19 protein-coding genes are annotated in these 17,707 nt (G+C 65.8%); 5 read left to right on the forward strand and 14 right to left on the reverse strand.

Annotated elements, in window-relative coordinates; all coding sequences use genetic code 11:
* Positions 1-118 precede the first annotated feature (118 nt).
* Positions 119-1,237: a L,D-transpeptidase gene (locus tag CUR21_RS19050; RefSeq protein WP_304528571.1), complete on the forward strand. Its 1,119-nt coding sequence runs from the start codon at positions 119-121 to the stop codon at positions 1,235-1,237.
* Between the two features lie 78 nt (positions 1,238-1,315).
* Here CUR21_RS19050 and CUR21_RS16035 read toward each other — a convergent pair whose 3' ends face one another.
* Together CUR21_RS16035 and CUR21_RS16040 are read right to left on the reverse strand one after the other, a co-directional pair.
* The gene (locus CUR21_RS16035; RefSeq protein ID WP_100198078.1) at positions 1,316-2,002 is read right to left on the reverse strand and encodes a D-lyxose/D-mannose family sugar isomerase; all 687 of its coding nucleotides are present in this window, start codon (positions 2,000-2,002) and stop codon (positions 1,316-1,318) included.
* An 83-nt stretch (positions 2,003-2,085) separates the two neighbouring features.
* Entirely contained in the window at positions 2,086-2,877 is a 792-nt protein-coding gene (locus tag CUR21_RS16040) for a gamma-glutamyl-gamma-aminobutyrate hydrolase family protein (RefSeq protein WP_198431737.1), read from the reverse strand.
* Between the two features lie 213 nt (positions 2,878-3,090).
* Here CUR21_RS16040 and CUR21_RS16045 point away from each other — a divergent pair, with 213 nt between their 5' ends.
* Positions 3,091-3,492, forward strand: a complete 402-nt coding sequence (locus tag CUR21_RS16045) for a DUF305 domain-containing protein (RefSeq protein WP_100198080.1) — start codon at positions 3,091-3,093, stop codon at positions 3,490-3,492.
* A gap of 87 nt (positions 3,493-3,579) precedes the next feature.
* On the opposite strand, the gene CUR21_RS16050 is transcribed toward CUR21_RS16045, so the two are convergent.
* Positions 3,580-4,815 carry an alanine--glyoxylate aminotransferase family protein gene (locus CUR21_RS16050; RefSeq protein WP_100198081.1) on the reverse strand — a complete coding sequence of 412 codons (1,236 nt, stop codon included), beginning with the start codon at positions 4,813-4,815 and terminating at the stop codon, positions 3,580-3,582.
* 146 nt (positions 4,816-4,961) lie between these two features.
* On the opposite strand from CUR21_RS16050, the gene CUR21_RS16055 reads away from it, so the two are divergent.
* Both CUR21_RS16055 and CUR21_RS16060 read left to right on the forward strand, forming a co-directional pair.
* Entirely contained in the window at positions 4,962-6,770 is a 1,809-nt protein-coding gene (locus CUR21_RS16055; RefSeq protein WP_100198205.1) for an ABC transporter ATP-binding protein, read from the forward strand.
* Complete coding sequence (locus CUR21_RS16060) at positions 6,767-7,540, forward strand: folate-binding protein YgfZ (RefSeq protein WP_100198082.1); 774 nt, start codon at positions 6,767-6,769, stop codon at positions 7,538-7,540. Before CUR21_RS16055 ends, CUR21_RS16060 begins: the two co-directional genes overlap by 4 nt.
* 74 nt (positions 7,541-7,614) lie before the next feature.
* Here the strand turns inward: CUR21_RS16060 and efp are convergent, their stop codons facing one another.
* A complete protein-coding gene (gene efp, locus CUR21_RS16065; protein ID WP_100198083.1) occupies positions 7,615-8,178 on the reverse strand; it encodes an elongation factor P in 564 nt (187 codons plus the stop codon).
* Between the two features lie 218 nt (positions 8,179-8,396).
* On the opposite strand from efp, the gene CUR21_RS16070 reads away from it, so the two are divergent.
* Positions 8,397-8,723, forward strand: a complete 327-nt coding sequence (locus CUR21_RS16070) for a DUF6280 family protein (protein WP_100198084.1) — start codon at positions 8,397-8,399, stop codon at positions 8,721-8,723.
* A 113-nt stretch (positions 8,724-8,836) separates the two neighbouring features.
* On the opposite strand, the gene CUR21_RS16075 is transcribed toward CUR21_RS16070, so the two are convergent.
* The 10 genes from CUR21_RS16075 to pufB all read right to left on the reverse strand — a co-directional run bounded on the left by CUR21_RS16075 (position 8,837) and on the right by pufB (position 17,576).
* A complete protein-coding gene (locus CUR21_RS16075) occupies positions 8,837-9,718 on the reverse strand; it encodes a hypothetical protein (RefSeq protein ID WP_157792043.1) in 882 nt (293 codons plus the stop codon).
* 190 nt (positions 9,719-9,908) lie between these two features.
* Complete coding sequence (locus CUR21_RS16080) at positions 9,909-11,270, reverse strand: TolC family outer membrane protein (protein WP_100198086.1); 1,362 nt, start codon at positions 11,268-11,270, stop codon at positions 9,909-9,911.
* 73 nt (positions 11,271-11,343) lie between these two features.
* Positions 11,344-11,997 carry a protein-L-isoaspartate O-methyltransferase gene (locus CUR21_RS16085; RefSeq protein ID WP_100198087.1) on the reverse strand — a complete coding sequence of 218 codons (654 nt, stop codon included), beginning with the start codon at positions 11,995-11,997 and terminating at the stop codon, positions 11,344-11,346.
* Between the two features lie 146 nt (positions 11,998-12,143).
* Positions 12,144-12,824 (reverse strand): hypothetical protein, encoded by a 681-nt coding sequence (locus tag CUR21_RS16090; protein ID WP_157792044.1) that lies wholly within the window; start codon positions 12,822-12,824, stop codon positions 12,144-12,146.
* Positions 12,825-12,968: 144 nt separating this feature from the next.
* The gene (dxs, locus tag CUR21_RS16095) at positions 12,969-14,894 is read right to left on the reverse strand and encodes a 1-deoxy-D-xylulose-5-phosphate synthase (protein WP_100198089.1); all 1,926 of its coding nucleotides are present in this window, start codon (positions 14,892-14,894) and stop codon (positions 12,969-12,971) included.
* A 199-nt stretch (positions 14,895-15,093) separates the two neighbouring features.
* On the reverse strand, positions 15,094-15,336 hold the full coding sequence (gene pufX, locus CUR21_RS16100; RefSeq protein WP_157792045.1) for an RC-LH1 core complex protein PufX: 243 nt from the start codon (positions 15,334-15,336) through the stop codon (positions 15,094-15,096).
* A 10-nt stretch (positions 15,337-15,346) separates the two neighbouring features.
* Positions 15,347-16,270, reverse strand: coding sequence for a photosynthetic reaction center subunit M (pufM, locus tag CUR21_RS16105; protein WP_100198091.1), 924 nt, complete (start codon positions 16,268-16,270; stop codon positions 15,347-15,349).
* A complete protein-coding gene (gene pufL, locus CUR21_RS16110) occupies positions 16,263-17,111 on the reverse strand; it encodes a photosynthetic reaction center subunit L (RefSeq protein WP_100198092.1) in 849 nt (282 codons plus the stop codon). Before pufL ends, pufM begins: the two co-directional genes overlap by 8 nt.
* Before the next feature lie 128 nt (positions 17,112-17,239).
* A complete protein-coding gene (pufA, locus tag CUR21_RS16115) occupies positions 17,240-17,413 on the reverse strand; it encodes a light-harvesting antenna LH1, alpha subunit (protein ID WP_100198093.1) in 174 nt (57 codons plus the stop codon).
* A gap of 13 nt (positions 17,414-17,426) precedes the next feature.
* The gene (gene pufB, locus CUR21_RS16120; protein ID WP_100198094.1) at positions 17,427-17,576 is read right to left on the reverse strand and encodes a light-harvesting antenna LH1, beta subunit; all 150 of its coding nucleotides are present in this window, start codon (positions 17,574-17,576) and stop codon (positions 17,427-17,429) included.
* Positions 17,577-17,707 lie beyond the last annotated feature (131 nt).

Raw genomic sequence — 17,707 nt, forward strand, 5'->3', positions numbered from 1 at the left:
CCCCTTGGGCAAGTCTTTGCGCAGGGGCTTTGACGTCTGGCACAGGCTCGGCTAGGCTCACCTTGATCGCGCCGGGGCATGCCAGCCCAAGCATCGAATTTGTTACGGGATTTCCAGAATGTCAGCTTTTGTGCTCCGGGTCATGCTTGCCGCAACCGTTACGGCAGGCCTCGCTGCCTGCGTGCCCACCACCACCACCACGTCCCCCTCCACCGCCGCGCCGGTCGCGCTTCCGCAAGAGGGGCTTTATCTTGCCACCTCCGACAATGGCATCGCGATCCCGGCGATTGACACAAGCAAGGTGCCCGCCCAATTCCAGCGCCAGATCGTCGACTACCCCTCGACCGAGGCGCCCGGCACCGTCATCATCAACCCGGCCACCAAGCATCTTTACTTCATCACCGGCAACAACAAGGCGATCCGCTACGGCATCTCCGTGGGCGCAGCAGGCTTTGAATGGTCCGGTGAGGCGCTGGTGACCAACCGCCGCCAATGGCCAACCTGGACCCCGCCGAAAGAAATGATCGAGCGTAAGCCCGAGCTTGCGAAATGGGAAAAGGGTCAGCCCGGCGGTCCGACCAACCCGCTCGGCGCGCGCGCGCTCTATCTCACGACCAACGGGGTCGATTACGGCTACCGCATCCACGGCACCCCCGATTGGTGGTCCATCGGCAAGAACGCCTCGTCGGGCTGCATCCGCATGATCAACCAAGACGTGATGGATCTTTACACCCGCGTGCCGGACAATGCCAAAGTCATCGTGCTGACCGCGCGCGGCGAAATGCCAAAAGGCCTGAAACTGCCGCCGCCTGCGCCGAAGAAGAAAAAGCCCGAACCCGCCCCGGCGGTCGCCACCCCGGCCACCACGCCAGAGGCAACGCCTGCCACCGCCACCGCGCCCGTGGTGGGTCCCGTGATGGGCCCGATGTCCACTGCGCCTCTGCCGCTGCCATCGGCCACGCCCGCCGCCGGAGCCGTGGCCCCCGCGCGGACCACCCCCACCGCGCCCGCGCTGGACACGCCGCCCACGACCCCGGCCGTCACCGCTCCGGTGGCCCCGGCGCAGCCCAGCCTGCCCACCGCGCCAACCACCCCGGCCCCGGCAGCCGTCACCGCCCCCAGTGTCAGCGCCCCCAGCGCGGCGGCGCCAACACCACCCGCCCCAGCCCCGGCCGCCACCCCGGCGGCGCCCGGCTGCGCGGTGCCTCTGGTCAACGGCACCTGTCCAAAACCCTAAGGCCCGTCACTGGCCTCGGCCAAAACACAAACGCGCGCACCCTTGGTGCGCGCGTTCTTCATGTCCCGGCAAAGCGGCTCAGGCCAGCCAGCGGTCGTAATCGCTCACCAGCAGATGCGTCGGCGCCACGTCTTCCTCGATCTCGGCAAAACGGCCAATCGGCTCGACAAAAATGTTGTCCGTCAGATCATCGTTCACCGTGCTGACCTCACCGATCAGCACATCGCCGCCTTCGCCCCAGAAGGCGTGCCAATCCCCCGGCATCAGCGTCACACTCTCCCCCGGCGCCAGCTTCAGCTTCTCACCGGGCGCATAGGCGCGCGCGATCCCGTCACAGCGCACCACGCCGCCCCGGTCGCGGGCAAAGCGCCCTTGATCATCGCTGCCAAACAGCTCGATCACCAGCGTCGCCCCGCCCCGGTTGATGATATCCTCGGCCTTAATCACATGGGTGTGCATCGGCGACAGCTGATCCTGCCGCGAAATCAACAGCTTTTCCGCATAGCACATGCCCCCGCCGCGCTGCAGATCCGACAAGTCCCCATTGCGCAGCGTGAACAGGAACAGCCCCATCTCGTCAAAGCGGCCCTGCCCATAATCGGTGATGTCCCAGCCCATGCGCGCGCCGATGATCCGCTCGGCTTTCGCATTCTGCGCGCGAAACTGCTCTGGCGTCCAATAGGCAAAGGGCGGCAGCACAAAGCCAAAGTGGCGGATCATGTCATCCGCTGCCGCCATGATCTCATTGATCCGGCTGCGTGTCATGGAATGGGGTGATGTCTGGGTCACGGCAAGCTCCCTCCTGCTTTGCCGCCGACTATACCCACCCCGTTAGCGCAAACAAGCGCTCAAGCCCGCCGCGCAACCGCCGGACGCCGCCCCGCCGCCCAATCCGCCGCCGCCGCGCCAAAGGCCGCGAACAAGGGGCGCGACACCGGGTCTCCGGCGGCATTCCATTCCGGGTGCCATTGCACCGAAAGCGAGAATCCCGGCGCCCCTTGCACATAAATCGCCTCGGGCGTGCCATCGGGCGCAGTCCCGTCAATCACGATGCGCGCGCCGGGGCGGTTGATGCCCTGCCCGTGCAAGGTGTTGGTCATCACCTCTTGCGCCCCCATCAGCCGATGGAACACCCCGCCTTGCGTGAACCGCACCGGATGGCGCAGCGCGAACTTTTCCTCCAGCGTGCCATCGGGCGGCATCCGGTGGTTCATCCGCCCCGGCAAATCGCGGATCTCGGGGTAAAGCGTGCCCCCCATCGCCACATTCACCTCCTGAAAGCCGCGGCAAATCCCAAACACCGGCTGCCCGCGCTCGATACAGGCGCGCACCAGCGGCAGGGTGATCGCATCGCGGCAGCGGTCAAAGGCCCCATGCGCCGGGGTTTCCTCCTCACCATATTCGCTCGGATGCACATTCGGCCGCCCACCGGTCAGCAAAAACCCGTCACACAGCTCCAGAAGCTCAGGCACCGACACTAACCGCGGGTCCGACGGAACGATCAGCGGCAAACAGCCCGACACCTCGGCCACCGCCTCGGAATTCATCGTGCCCCCGGCATGGACGGGATAGCTTTCGTTGAGCAGGCTCATATTGCCGATGATGCCGACAACCGGACGGCGCGCGGAAAGATGGGTCATGGACGATGTGCCGGATTCCTGTTGCATGGCCAAACCATAAGCGCAAAATCGCCCGAGGCCAACTGCGCACCTGCGCACATCCCAAGCGCAGCCCTTTGCCACGCAGGCCCCCCGGCACACCCGCGTGGAAAATTTGGCAGGGTGACGCGGGCGTGACTTGCCTTCCCGCAGGGGGAAGCTGCGAAGATCGCGCCCAGCAACACGGAGCAGCCCATGAAACGCCCAGTCTTCACTCCCCCAGTCTTGACCACCCTTTGCACCCTTGCCCTGCTCGCTGCCGCGCCCGTGCTGGCGCAAGGCATGGATCACAGCGCCCATGGCGCAGGCCATGCCGGCCATGGCACCGCGCACAGCCAGCCCGGCCCCGCCAATGCCGCCTTCGAGGCCGCCAATGCCAAGATGCATGCCGAGATGGCCATTCCGCTGACCGGGAATGCCGATGTCGATTTCATCGCGGGCATGATCCCGCACCATCAAGGCGCGGTCGACATGGCGCGCATCGTGCTGGAACACGGCAGCGATCCCGAGGTGCGCAAACTGGCCGAAAGCATCATCGCCAGCCAAGAGGCGGAAATCGCCTGGATGACGGCGTGGCTGGCGGCAAACCAGCCCTGAACCCGGAGTTTTCTGCGAAAATCCGGCTCTGCCTCGCTGTTGCGCACCGGCGAAGCAGAGCGATTTTTCGCAGAAAAATCGTCCCCCTCACCCCAAGGCAATCACCCGCGCCGCCGCCTCCAGCGCGCCCGGCCCATGCGGGATGTCCAAGGCGATCAGCCCCGCCTGCATCACCCCCAGCGCCCCCAGCGTCATATGCGCGTTCACATGCCCCATATGCGCCACCCGCAAAAAGCCGTGCCACGCCGGGTCACTGGGCAGCGCCATGCCAAGGCCAATCCCCAGCGTCACCCCGGCCTGCGTTTCCGTCCAGTCGCGCAGCCGTGTCGCATCCGGCGCGCCCAGCCGCGCCGCCGTCACCGCCCGCGACCGATGCGCCGGGTCCGCCACATTGAGCCCGATCCGCGCATTCCCCACGGCCCAAGCGTCGAACGCCGCCCAGACCGCGCGCGCCAACACCTCGTGCCGTGCCCAGACATTGGCCATCCCCTCTTCGCGCAGCATCGACAAGGCCTCGCGCAATCCGAACAGATGATGCGTCGGCGCCGTGCCCGCCCAATATTGCCAGAACTCCTCGGGGGCTGCCCGCTTGCGCCAATCCCAATAGGGCGTGCGCAGATCCGCCTCGGCCCCGGCGGCGCGCGCCTTGTCGGAAAACCAGACAAAGCTCATTCCCGGCGGGGTCATCAGCCCTTTCTGGCTCGCCGCCACCGTCAGATCCACGCCCCAAGCGTCCATATGATATTCGTCACAACCCAAAGAGGCGATGCAATCCACGCACAGCAGCGCCGGATGCGCCACCGCATCCAGCACCGCGCGCAAGGCCGGAATATCCGTCCGCACCGAGCTTGAGGTGTCCACATGCGTGGTCAGCACCGCCTTGATCCGGCCCTCGCGGTCTTGGCGCAGCCGCGCCTCGACCTGCGCCATATCCACCGGGGCCGAGGTGCCAAAGTCCATCACCTCGACCTCCACCCCCATCGCGCGCGCGCTCTCGGCCCAGCCCAGCCCAAAGCGCCCGGTCGACAGCACCAGCGCCCGGTCGCCCCGGCTGAACAGGTTCGCATTGGCAGCTTCCCACGCCGCATGCCCATTGCCGATATAGGCCGCCACATGCTGCGCCGTGCCCGCCACCGCGCGCAGATCCGGCCATAGCGCCGCCACCATTTCGGGCAGTGCTCCCGCATAGATATTGGGCGCCGCGCGGTGCATCGCGTTCAGCACCCGGTCCGGCATCACCGAAGGCCCGGGGATCGCAAGATAAGGCCGCCCCCGCGACAGATCGGGGCGGGCGTTGGGAAGGGAAGACAGGGTATCGTGCATCGTCAGGCGCCTTTGCGGGATTTCGCTGGCTCATGGCTAGGGCCGCGCCGCGACAAGGTCAATCGCCCGCACAGGCAATTGCCCCACACAGGCAATTACAGGAGCAGCCATTGCGGCAGCGGGGGGTTTGGCATTACATCACGCCCATGAAAGCGCCATCCGCCCCCCCCGATCCCCAGCCCGCCGCCCTGCCGCCGCCGGACCCGGCAACAGGCGATGGCCCGCTCGCGCGCTGGTTCTGGCACAGCTACCTGCGCCCAGAGACCGGCCCACTGCTTCTGGCCTTCCTCATCATGGTGATCGAAGGCAGCACGCTTGGCCTGCTGTCCTATATGCTGGAGCCGCTGTTCGACCGCGTCTTCGGCAGCGGCAGCAGCAGCGGGCTCTGGCTGGTGGGGGGCGCGATCTTCGGCCTTTTCGCCTTGCGCGCGGCCACCTCGCTCGCCTCGAAAACCCTGCTCGCCAGCATTTCGCAGCGGGTCGCCTCGGTGATGCAAAGCCGCCTGCTCGCGCATCTGCTGCAGCTCGACATGCGGTTTTTCCAAGACAATTCGCCCGGCGCGCTGATCGAACGGGTGCAAGGCGACACAGCGGCGGTGCAAGGCATCTGGATCTCGATCCTTGCCGGTGTCGGGCGCGATGTGGTGGCGCTCATCGGCCTTTTCGCGGTCGCCCTCACCATCGACCCATGGTGGACCCTTGCCGCCGTGGTGGGCACGCCGCTCCTGATCCTGCCCGCCGCCATCCTGCGCCGCTACCTGCGCCGCAAGGCCACGCTGCTGCGCGATCAGGCCGGACTGCGCGCCACCCGGCTCGACGAAATCTTTCACGGCATTCAGGCGGTCAAGCTCAACCGGATGGAAGCGCATCAGACCGGCCGCTTTGACGCCATCCTGTCGCGCATCGTCACCGCCGAAACCAAGGCCGCCTTCGGCCGCGCCGTGCTGCCCTCTCTGGTCGATGTGATCACGGGCTTGGGCTTTCTGGCCGTGCTGGTGCTTGGCGGACGAGAGGTCGCGGCAGGCACCCGCACCACCGGCGAATTCATGGCCTTCTTCTCGGCCATGGTGCTCACCTTCCAACCCATCCGCCGCTTGGGCGATATGGCGGGCCTGTGGCAGATCGGCGCCGCCAGCCTCCAGCGCATAGCCGCACTCTTTGCCATGCAGCCCGCGCACCGCCGCCCCGCCTCCGGGCCGCGCCCGGCGCAACAGCCGCCGCGCCTTGCCTTCGAGGATGTGCATTTCGCCTATGGCGATCAGCCGGTCCTGCGCGGCCTCTCCTTCACCGCCGAGCCGGGCCAGCTGACCGCGCTGGTCGGCCCTTCGGGCGCGGGCAAATCCACCGTCTTTCACCTCCTCACCGGCCTCTCTGACCCCAGCCAAGGCCATGTGCGGATCGACGGCATCGACACCACCCGCATGGCGCTGCCCGACCAGCGCGCCCTGTTCTCGGCCGTCTCGCAGGATTCCGCGCTTTTTGACGAAAGCCTGCGCGACAATCTGCTTCTCGGCCAATCCGACGTGACCGCCGATCAAATCACCCGCGCGATCGAAACGGCACAGGCCGCCGGCTTTGTCGCGGCCCTCCCGCAGGGCATCGACACCCCCGCCGGGCCGCGCGGCTCCAACCTGTCCGGCGGCCAGCGCCAGCGCATCGCCATCGCGCGCGCCCTTTTGCGCGACACGCCCATCCTGCTGATGGACGAGGCCACCAGCGCCCTCGACGCCGCCTCCGAAGCCGCGCTCGCCACCGCGATGGAACAGGCCGCCGCCGGGCGCACCACGCTCGTCATCGCTCACCGGCTCGCCACCGTCCGCCACGCCCATCGCATCGTGGTGATGGATCAGGGCCGCGCGGTCGAGATCGGCACCCATGCCGAACTGCTTGCCCAAGGCGGTCTTTACGCCACCCTGCACGCCCTGCAATTCAAGGATCAGGAGCTTCAGCCATGACCGCACAGCCCCTTGGCGAAACCGCCGCCGACCGTCAGGTGCTCAAGGTCACCGGCAAAGACCGCTTCAGCTTTCTCCAAGGCCTGATCAGCAATGACATGCTGCCGCTGGAACGCGCGCCCGGCCTGATCTGGGCGGCCCTGCTCACCGCGCAAGGCAAATATCTCGCCGATTTCTTCGTCCTCCGCCCCGAAGACGGCGATCACCTCTGGCTCGACATCAAGACCGACCTTGCCGCCGACACCGCGCGCCGCCTCAGCCTTTACCGCCTGCGCGCCGATGTGCAGATCACCGCCACCGACCTTTCGGTGACCCGCGGCTTGGGCCCTGCCCCCCGCGGCGCCTGGCCCGACCCGCGCCACCCGGCACTGGGCTGGCGCGCCTATGGCCAGCCGGGCCACGCCCCCCGCATCGACTGGGACGCGCTGCGCGTGGCCCATTGCATCCCCGAAAGCGGCATCGAGCTGATCCCCAACGAAAGCTACCTGCTGGAGTCCGGGTTCGAACGCCTCCACGGGGTCGATTTCCGCAAGGGCTGCTATGTCGGGCAGGAAGTCACCGCCCGCATGAAACACAAGACCGAGCTGCGCAAAGGCCTTGTCACCGTCAGGATCGAAGGCAGCGCCCCCGTGGGCACCCCCATCCTGTCGGACGGCAAAGAAGCAGGCACGCTCTTTACCCAATCCGGCGGGCAGGCCATCGCCTATCTGCGCTTCGACCGGATGCAGGACATGCAGGCCGGCACCGCCCGCCTGCATCCCCTCGCCTGACCGACACGATCTTTCTGCGAAAGATCCCGGCAGCCCCGGACGCCACCGCGAATTTTCGCAGAAAATTCGTCCCCTTACGCGCGCTCGGAATATTCCATGAATTCCGTGTGCACGATGATCTCTTCATCCTGCCCGATAAAGGGCGGAATCATGATCCGCACGCCATTGTCCAGAATGGCGGGCTTGAAGCTGTTCGCCGCCGTCTGCCCCTTCACCACCGGCTCGGTCTCCACGATCCGGCACTTCACCTTTTGCGGCAGCGTCACCGCCAGCGCCTCATCGCCATAATAGCGGATCGTCGCTGTCATTCCGTCCTGCAAAAACGGCCGCCGCTCGCCCAGCAGGTCGGCGTCCAGTTCGATCTGCTCATAGGTCTCGGCATCCATGAACACCAGCCGCCCATCGGTCTCATACAGGAACTGCTGGTCCTTGTTCTCCAGCCGCACCTCCTCCACCTTGTCTTCCGACCGAAAGCGCTCGTTCAGCTTGCGCCCGTCGCGCAGGTTCTTCAACTCCACCTGCGCAAAGGCGCCCCCCTTGCCGGGTTTCACATGATTGGCCTTCACGGCCGCCCACAGGCCGCCGTCATGTTCCAGCACCATTCCGGGCTTGATCTCGTTTCCGTTGATTTTCGGCATTTGCGGCGAAACCTTGACAAAAGGTTGAAGTCAAAAAGAAGCCCCCTATATCTGGGCGATGCAAAGCGAGCAAGCAGACTAAATACAGTATGACCTTGCGTCAGTCATGCGTCAGGCGCATGACAGGAATGCAAAACAGGTGCTGCCGAATCGCTGTGAAATGTTTAGGTTCGCCCGACGCCAAGAAAGACAAGAGCAAGAATAAAGGACTGCCTCATATGACTGGTTTCGTTGACAGCACTGCCTTCAATTTCGAACAAGGTCAGCGCGCGCGCAAGCTTTTTGCCGCCGTTGTGCTTGCTGCGCTGGACGATGCCATCGCAGATGACAAAAAATACGGCAACGGGCCAGAGCAGATTGCCCGTTGGGCCCGCTCGCGCGACGGGCGTGAAGTTTTGTCCTGTGCCGGGATCGATCCGAACGAACGTGTGGTCAAGGGCCTGATGGAATTCGTGTCGAAAGGCGTGCGCACCTCTGTCGCGCTCAGCCGCGAAGAGTCCGAGCGTCGTCACGCGCTGGAATCGGAAATGGGCGAAGCCGCCTGATCGGCGCTTTCTCCGCGCCAAAACAAAACGCGCCCTTGCGGGGGCGCGTTTTGTTTTTCCGGCATCAAACATCGGGCACCCTTGGCACGCAAGGGGTTTGCAGGCGCAATCCCCTATTGGAATTCGCGCACCGCCAGCGCGCGCGCAATCTCGGCCCGCACCAGCTTGCGAACATTGCGGGTGATCCGCTCGCCCAGATTGCCTGACAATTCCTCGCGGATCAGATCCCGCACCAGATCGCGCAACACCTCTTCATCAAAGGTCATGCCGCCCGCCTGAACGCTTTCCAGATCGGAAATCACCTCTTCCTCCGTCTCCCGCGCCAGATCGGCCCGGACGGCGGCTTCGGCCGCATCGGCCCAACCCGCGTCTTCCTCCGAAGGGCGGGTCTCGCGCGCAGGCCGCCCGGCAACCGCTGCGAAGGCAGGGGGCGCGTCAAACTCTGCCTGCACAGATGCGAAGTCCGCCATCGGCGCTTCGACAAAGGTTTCGGCAAAACGGGCTTCCAGCGCACTGGCCCGCGGGGCCGCCTTAAAGCGGGGCAACGTCTCCTCTGGCTCTATCTGCCAGATTTCCGGGTCGCCAAAGGGCGATTCCCATTCTTCCTCGGCCACCGCCGCCCCCAGACGCGACACGACGTTTTCCACCGGCAGCGCGGGCGCGGGCTCTGAAACGGCACGCACCGGTTCAACCGCCCCCGGCCCCCAGCCTTCTTCCGCCGCCGCCTCCGGCACCGCCGCACCGGCTTCCGTGTCCTGCGTCAGTCCACGGGTCGCCTCTGTCGCGGCGACGTCTTCGCCCACGCCGTCAAGACTCTCCGGGGCCTCGGGGGCCTCCGAGGCCTCGGGGTCTGAAACCACCCGCAAGGCGGGGGTCAGCAACAGCTTGCCCGGCCCCTCTGGCGTCACCGGCTCTCCGGGGCGCACAGGGCGCAAATCCTCCGACACCAGCCGCCGGATCGAGGACAGAACATCCTCAATATCATGAGTGCTCATCGGTTCCGACATTCGACACCTGCCCGTCGTCTTGCTGCCCTCCGGCTTGCCTTGCGCGATGACACGAAGGTCATCCCGCCCGCCGGTATCCGCCTTCAGTGTAATCCGCCCCGCGCCGCAGCACAAGAAAATGGCGCGAAGGCGCGCGTTGTCCGCCACTGTGCCCCGCTGCCGGGGCACAGCGCGCCGCTTACTTCAGCTTTTCCAGAATCCGGTCCAGCTTCTTGCCCTGCGCCGAATGGCTCGGCGCGTTCTTCACCGCATTGTAATAGGCCGCCGGATCATAGGTCGGGATGCCCAGCTTCAGATGCTCCACCGACAAAAGACCCATGGCCTGCAACACCCGGTAAACGCCCAGATAGCGCTGCGCCTCGGCCTCGATCCGCGTCACCCGCGCGTCCAGCAATTCCTGCTCGGCGTTCAGCACATCCAGCGTGGTGCGCGCGCCAAGGTTCGCCTCTTCGCGCACGCCGTCAAAGGCGGTCTGCGCCGCGCGGATCTGCCGATCCCCGGCCTGCACCTGCGCATTGGCAATCGACAGCCCGGCCCAGGCATTGCCCACCGCCTCGGCAATCTGCACCCCCGCCTGCGCCAGATCCGACCGCGCACCATCGCGCTGCGCAATCGCCTGCCGCAACAGCGAGGCCTGCGCCCCGCCCGAATAGACCCGCTGGCTCAGGGACAGGCCAAAGCTCTGGTTCTCGGCCCCCACATCATTGATGCCCACCCCGGCGCGGGCCGAAACCGTTGGCTTGAACCCGGCCTTCTGCAATTCCACCGCCAATTCGTTGATGGTCACCCGGCGCTGTGCGCCCAGAATGGCCGGATGCGTCCGCAGCGCCACCGCGCGCGCCGCCTCCATCGACGCGGGCAAGCTGGGCGAGGTCGGCAAGCGCGCCAGACCGCGCGGATAGGCCCCGGTCGCGGCCTTGAAGGCCTCACGCGCCACCATCAGATTGCCCTCGGCCGCCGCAAGCCCCGCCCGCGCCGCCGCCAGCCGCGCCTCGGCGATCGACACATCGGTGCGGGTGATCTCCCCCACCTCGAACCGGTCCTGCGCCGCCCGCAATTCCTGCGTCACCAGCCGCACGTTCGACTCGCGCAAGGCCAGCAGCTGCTGGTTCACCTGCACCTCCACATATGAGGCCACCGCCGCGAACAGCACATCCTGCTCCACGCTGCGCAACAGCTCTCGCGTGGCCAGCACCGTTTCCTTGGCAATCTCGATGCGGATCGCGCGGCGACCAAAATCCAGCAGCACCAATTGCGCCGACAGATCAAAGGTGGTGCGCACCCCTTCCACAAACGGCCCGCTCGCGGTTTGCTGGCTGCGCGAATAGCCGCTGTTCAGCGCAAAATCCACCACCGGCCGCAGCGTCGACATCGCCTGCGCCACATCCTCATCCGCCGCCCGCAGCGTGGCCTCTTGCTTGTCCAAAAGGTTCGACGTCCGGTAGGCCGCGATGAAGGCATCTGTCAGAGTCTGGGCCTGCGCCGCAGGCGCCGCCATCACGCTGACCGCCACCGCTGCCGCTGCAAAAAATCCACGCATATCCTGACCGCTCCTGTCGATTGTCCCCGCTTTGAACGCGCAGGATCTGCCTTTTTGTCGCGCGCCTCCGCTGTCAGAGCGTGAAGGCGCTTTCTTTCCGGAAACCGGGCAGCACCGGGGCGGCGGCGTTGAACACGAACCGCCAGCTCACCTGTCCGCCCGATTTGAACCCAACCCGCACCACACCCAAGGCGCCTTCCATGAACAGCGCCGCAATGCGCCCGCCATCCTTCAGCTGGTCCAGCACCGCCTGCGGGATCACCTCAACGCCGCCCTGCACCGTGATCACATCATAGGGCCCATGCTTGGCCGCCCCGGCGGCCAGTGGCCCCACGATCACGGCGGCATTGTCCACCGACGCCTGCGACAGCAGGTTCTGCGCCTCGCCCGCAAAGGCCTCATCTTCTTCGACCGCCACCACCGCATCGGCCAGCCGCGCGATCACCGCCGCCGAATAGCCCAAGCCACAGCCCAGATCCAACACCAGCTCGTCCGGCTGAATGTCCAGCGCATCCAGCATCTTGGCCAGCGTGCGCGGCTCTAGCACCACCCGGTCCGTCCGCAGCACCAGATTTTCGCCCATATAGGCCGCCTCGCGCTTGTCGCGCGGCACGAACACCTCGCGCGGCACCGTCAGCATCGCCTCGATGATCGGAAATTTGGTCACGTCCGAAGGTCGCACCTGGGTGTCAACCATCATCACGCGGCGGGCAGAGAAATCGGTCATGGGTTGAACTCACGGGTCTAGATCGGCTGCTGCTTTTCTCTTGCCACATCTCCCCGGCGGGGGCAACGCCACAGTCGGGCGGCGCTGCGACGGCATCGGGATTTTTTGCCCCACTGCGTCTCCCGCGCCGCAGTCTGTGCCCAAGATCATGGCGCAACACGTTGTAATGTGGGCGCAATCACCGCGAATGCCGCTTCGGCCGCCGGGCTTTCGTCAAAGGTGCACAGCACACCCTGCGCCACCGCACGGCAGGGCCCCGTCTCGTCGCTGATCCAGTCCAGCGGGTTCAAAAACCACACCGCCCCGCCATCGCCCTCGACATCCTCGAAAAACACGGTCGAGATCTCTTCGGCCAGCACCCCATCGCCCAAATCCGCGAAATAAGGCTGATCCACCGCCCATCCTTGTGGCAGCGTCACCCGCAGCCCGGTCGCCGCATCCGCAAAGTCGCAGCGCGCCTCGGCGCAGCGCAGCGCCACCCCGCCCGCGATCTCCAGCACCGGCACCACGATCTCCGCCATCCCGGCGGTCACCTCCACCTCGGCCTCATAAAGCTCGACCGGCGTGAAGCCCGAAAACAGATAGCGCCCCGGCTCCAGCGCCACCCGCCACGGCCCTTGCACCGGTGCCTCGGTCATCACCATGGCATCCAGCACATTCGCCTCCTCCGGCAGGTCCAGCGGCACCGCCGACCACGACACCGCGTCGCCTTCGGCCCCATCCGGCCCTTCGGCGCGCACCTCCAGCTGCACCGGCGCCGCCCCGGCCGCCGCCGCCAGCATAAGCGCCCCCGCCAGCACCACCGCGCCCCACCGCCGTCCCATCATCACCTGTTCCACTCCCGGCTCACTTCACGCCCGCCTTCCTGCGCAGAGCGCGCCGATTTGGCAAGCCCACGCGCGGCGCTGCCGCTTGCACCTTTCCAAAATACTCCCGCCGGAGGCGTCCGACATCCGCCCCGCGCACCGCCCTTATACCAGCCGCAGCCCCCGCGCGGCCCCCGCGCGGCCCAAGGCCTGTCGCGCCGCCGCCGCAATATCGCCTGCCTGCAAGCCCGCCCAGTCATACATCTGCGCCGGGGCGGCCTGATCGATGAACCGGTCGGGCAGCACCAGCGTGCGGATCGCGCGCCCGCGCTCCAACAGCCCCGCCCCTGCCAGATAATGCAGCACCAAGGCCCCAAAGCCCCCGGTGCTGCCCTGCTCCACCGTGATCAGCGCCGCATGGCCTTCGATCAGCCGGTCGATCAGCGCATGATCCAGCGGCTTGGCAAAGCGGGCATCGGCCACCGTCACCGAAATGCCCTCGGCCTCCAGCAGATCCGCCGCCGCCTGCACCTCGCCCAGATGCGCGCCAAAGGACAGCAGCGCCACCTCCCGCCCTTCGCGCAGCACCCGGCCCTTGCCGATCTCCAGAACCTGCCCGCGCTCGGGCATCTCCACGCCAAGGCCCTCGCCGCGCGGATAGCGAAAGGCGATCGGCCCGCTGTCATGGGCCACGGCGGTGGCGATCATATGGCACAGCTCTGCCTCATCCCCCGCCGCCATCACCACCATGTTGGGCAGATTGGCCAGAAAGGCCACGTCAAAGGCCCCGGCATGGGTGGCCCCGTCCTGCCCCACCAGCCCCGCCCGGTCGATGGCAAAGCGCACGGGCAGATTCTGCAAGGCCACATCATGCACGATCTGGTCATAGCCCCGTTGCAGGAAGCTCGAATAAATCGCGCAGAACGGCTTCAGGCCACTGGCGGCCAGACCCGCGGCAAAGGTCACCCCATGCTGCTCGGCGATGCCCACATCAAACACCCGCGCCGGAAAGCGCCGCGCCATCACGTCCAGCCCGGTGCCCCCCGGCATGGCGGCGGTGATTCCCACGATGCGCGGATCGCGCGCGGCCTCTTCCGTCAGCCGTTGGCCAAAGACGCTGGTGTAACTCGGCGCATTCGACTTCGCCTTCACCTGCGCGCCGGTCGCCACATCGAATTTCGCCACCCCGTGATACTTGTCATCCGCGCCTTCCGCAGGGGCATAGCCCTTGCCCTTCACCGTCACCGCATGGATCAACACCGGCCCGGTCGCGCGCGCCCGCGCCGCCCGCAAGGTGGCCAGCAGTTGCGGCACATCATGCCCGTCCACCGGGCCGATATAGGTAAAGCCGAATTCCTCGAACAAGGTGCCGCCCCCCGGCATCCCCGTCACCATCGCCCGCGCGCGCCGCGCGCCATCTCGCACCGGCCCCGGCAAATGCGCCTCCACCCCTTCGGCCACCGCCTTCAGCGTGGCGAGCGGCCCCTTGGCGGCAATGTCGTTCAGATAGCGCTGCAAGGCGCCCACGGGCGGCGCAATGCTCATGTCATTGTCGTTCAGCACCACGAACATCCGGCTTTTCAGATGGCCCGCATGGTTCATCGCCTCATAGGCCATGCCAGCCGTGATCGCGCCATCTCCGATCACCGCAATGGTGTCGCCCACCGGCATCCCCATCTCGCGCCCCACGGCAAAGCCAAGCGCAGCGCTGATCGACGTGCTGGAATGCGCCGCGCCAAACGGGTCAAACTCCGATTCCGCCCGCTTGGTGAACCCGCTCAATCCCCCCGCCTGCCGCAGGGTCAGCATCCGGTCGCGCCGCCCGGTCAAAATCTTGTGCGGATAGCACTGGTGCCCCACATCCCAGATCAGCTTGTCCATCGGCGTGTTGAACACGGCATGGATCGCCACCGTCAACTCCACCACGCCCAGCGACGATCCCAGATGCCCGCCCGTGCGGCTCACCACCTCAATCGTCTCGCGCCGCAGCTCATCGGCCAAAGCCGCAAGCTCGGCATCGCTCAAGGCCTTCAGATCGGCAGGGCCGGACACGCGGTCCAGCGTCGGGGTGTGAATGCCGTGCAGGCCCATGGTCGCGTCCTCCCGAAAGGTTGGCCCTCGATCCGCATCGACCGAAAGCAAAAAAGTGCCGTATGGATCACCTCCACACGGCACCAGGTCCCTGTCGCCAACAGGAAGGGAACCGGGCTGTGGTTGTGCCCCGGATCCGGGCCGGCGTTCTGGCCCGAATGGTCTGGCAAGGGCGGCTGCGCGCCGCCCTCGCATCGGATCAGGCCAGATCGTGGCCCGCCACCGTCAGCGGCTGCTCCAGGCTCGAGCGCGGCATCGGATCGGGCGTCTGGCGGCTTTCCTCGGGCAACAACAGCCCGATGCCATAGATCGCCCCCAGGATCAGCCCGATCGCCAGCAGGAAGGCCCCCGCCAGAAAGGCCCCCCACATCATCTGGCCGAAAATCCAGGTGCGCAGGCGGCTTGTCGGGCTTTCGTCTACGTAGAACGGTTTGTCAGACATCGTGATCCCCTCAATCCAACGGCGCGTAGCCGTGTTCCTGTGCCCAGACATACCAGTTGTCCACCACAGTCCCGGTCAGCAGAATGCCGATCCCGCCGGTCAGCGTGACCAGCACCGCAAACCACCAGGCCCAGCGGTGAATGCCCTCCATCGTGGCGTTGAACCCCATGGTCCAGCGCCAGAACAGCGCCGCCCGCTCGCTCGCCGTGCCGCGGTCCACGATCTGCTCCAGCTCGCGGTCACCGCCAAAGCGGCTGACGGCCAGAATGGTCGCGCCATGCATCGCAAACAGCAAGGCCGAGCCATAGAGGAAGGCAATCGAAAGCGCGTGGAACGGATTGTAGAACAGATTGCCATAGGTCAGGCTGAACAGGTTGGTCCAGTCCAGATGGCTGAAGATGCCATAAGGCACGGCATGGCTCCACGATCCCATCAGGATCGGCCGGAACAGACCCAGCACCAGAAACAACCAGATGGCAGAGGCAAAGGCCCAAGCCACATGCTTGCCCATCCCAAGCGCCTGCGCCCGCAGGTAGGTCCGCACCCACCAGGCACAGACGCTCACCAGCAGGAAGAAGCTGGCGATGATCCACAAGCCCCCCTCGCCCAAAGGCGCAAAGCCAAGGCCGTATTCCTCGGCCGGCGGCTCAAGGCTGAACCAGAACAGGTCGCGCAGGAACACTGCCGGGTTCAACCCCGCCTGATGCCAGAACCACGCGCCGACGATGAAGAACCAGATCGCCCCCGCCGCCAGCGAGATCACGCCCATGGTGCCCAAGTAGACCGGCCCCAGCTGCGCGTTGCCGATCCAGCCCATCAGGTTGGAGAAGCTCGCGCTCTTGGTGCGGTTGGTCAACTCGACGCCTTCGACCATGCCCATTTCCGGCTCGGCCCGCACCTGCACCTGCGTGAAGATGTTTTGATACTCAGCCATTGACGCCTCCCTCGATCCCCGCCCACCACGGCAGGTTCAGCCACCAATCCCACCAGACAACCCATTGGTCGAACCAGATGGTGCCCGAAATCACGATACACACCGCCGACCAGAAGCCCGCGTTCAGCGCCAGCAAAAGCCCCACCCGGTGAATGCCCAAGGTGCCCACCGAATAGCCGATCAGATCGCGGAAATAGGTGTCCTCATGGTCGGGCGTGCGCATTTCCTTGCCCTTTTCAGGGTTGGCCGCCGACAGGATCAGCGCGCCATGCAACGACAGCGCAAGGGCCGTGGTGAAGAAGAAACTCACCGCGATCATATGCGCCGGATTGTAATGGAAGTTGCCGTATTGATAGCCGGTGTTCGACACCCAATCGAGATGCGTCCAGATGCCATAGGGAAAGGCATAGCCCCAAGCCCCCATCAGCATCGGGCGGATCACCACCAGCGTCAGGTAGGCAAAGATCGCCACCCCAAAGGCCACCGGCACATGGTATCCCATGCCCAGCTTGCGGCAGATCTCCACCTCGCGCATCGCCCAGGACACGAAAGCCCCGGTCGCGCAAATCGTGATCACCTGCCACAACCCGCCCTCGCGCAAGGGCGCGGCCGCCAAGCCCATTTCCACAGGCGGCGGCGCGATCGAGATCAGCCAGGGGTTCCAGGTCCCTTGCAGGCTTGCGCCATAGAAAATCAGGATGGTGCCAAGGGCTGCAAAGAAAAAGCCCACGACTCCAAAGAAGCCAACGTAGAAAGGCCCGACCCAGAAGTCGAACAGGTTCCCGCCGACAAGCGTGCCGCCCGGCACGCGGTATTTTCGTTCGAAGCTGAGCAGTGCCATGCTTCCCTCTCCGCGTTGATGGAGGCGGTCCCCTCATGGGCGGAATGCGCCATGGCGGGCCGACTTGAAATTCGGTGTGATTTTCACGGGCGATCTGACCAGCAGATCGCCCGCGACGGCGGCACGGATTACTCCGCGACCACGCGGTTGTATTTGACGGCCGCAATATCCAGCCAGTTGTACGACGGGGTCGACAACAGGACGAGATGGATCATCGCCGCCAGCAGGAACAGGAACACGCCCTGTGCCACGAACACGCGACGGGGATCGAAGATCAGCCAGATTTTGTAGAATTTCGACATTGTTTGATCCTCCTCAGAACCAAGGGCGCCAGATGTACACAGCCAGGTGGGCCACCACGGCAATCGCCGTGAAAAGCCAAAGCCCGCTCATGTACACAGAGTGCAGTTCTTGCGCCTGTTCGTCAGTAAGACCCGTGAAGCTCAGGTCAGTTCTGTCAGCCATAGTATCCTCCGGATTTGGAGACTGCCGCCGCATACCCTGCGGCGGGGGTCACGGGCCGGCGGAGTGCCGGTTCCGTGTTTTCCGATCCCCCGCAAAGATCTGCGGGGAAACGAAGCGATGGCTTCCGACGG

Source organism: Pseudorhodobacter sp. MZDSW-24AT (assembly GCF_002794355.1).
Classification (GTDB): Bacteria; Pseudomonadota; Alphaproteobacteria; order Rhodobacterales; family Rhodobacteraceae; genus Pseudotabrizicola.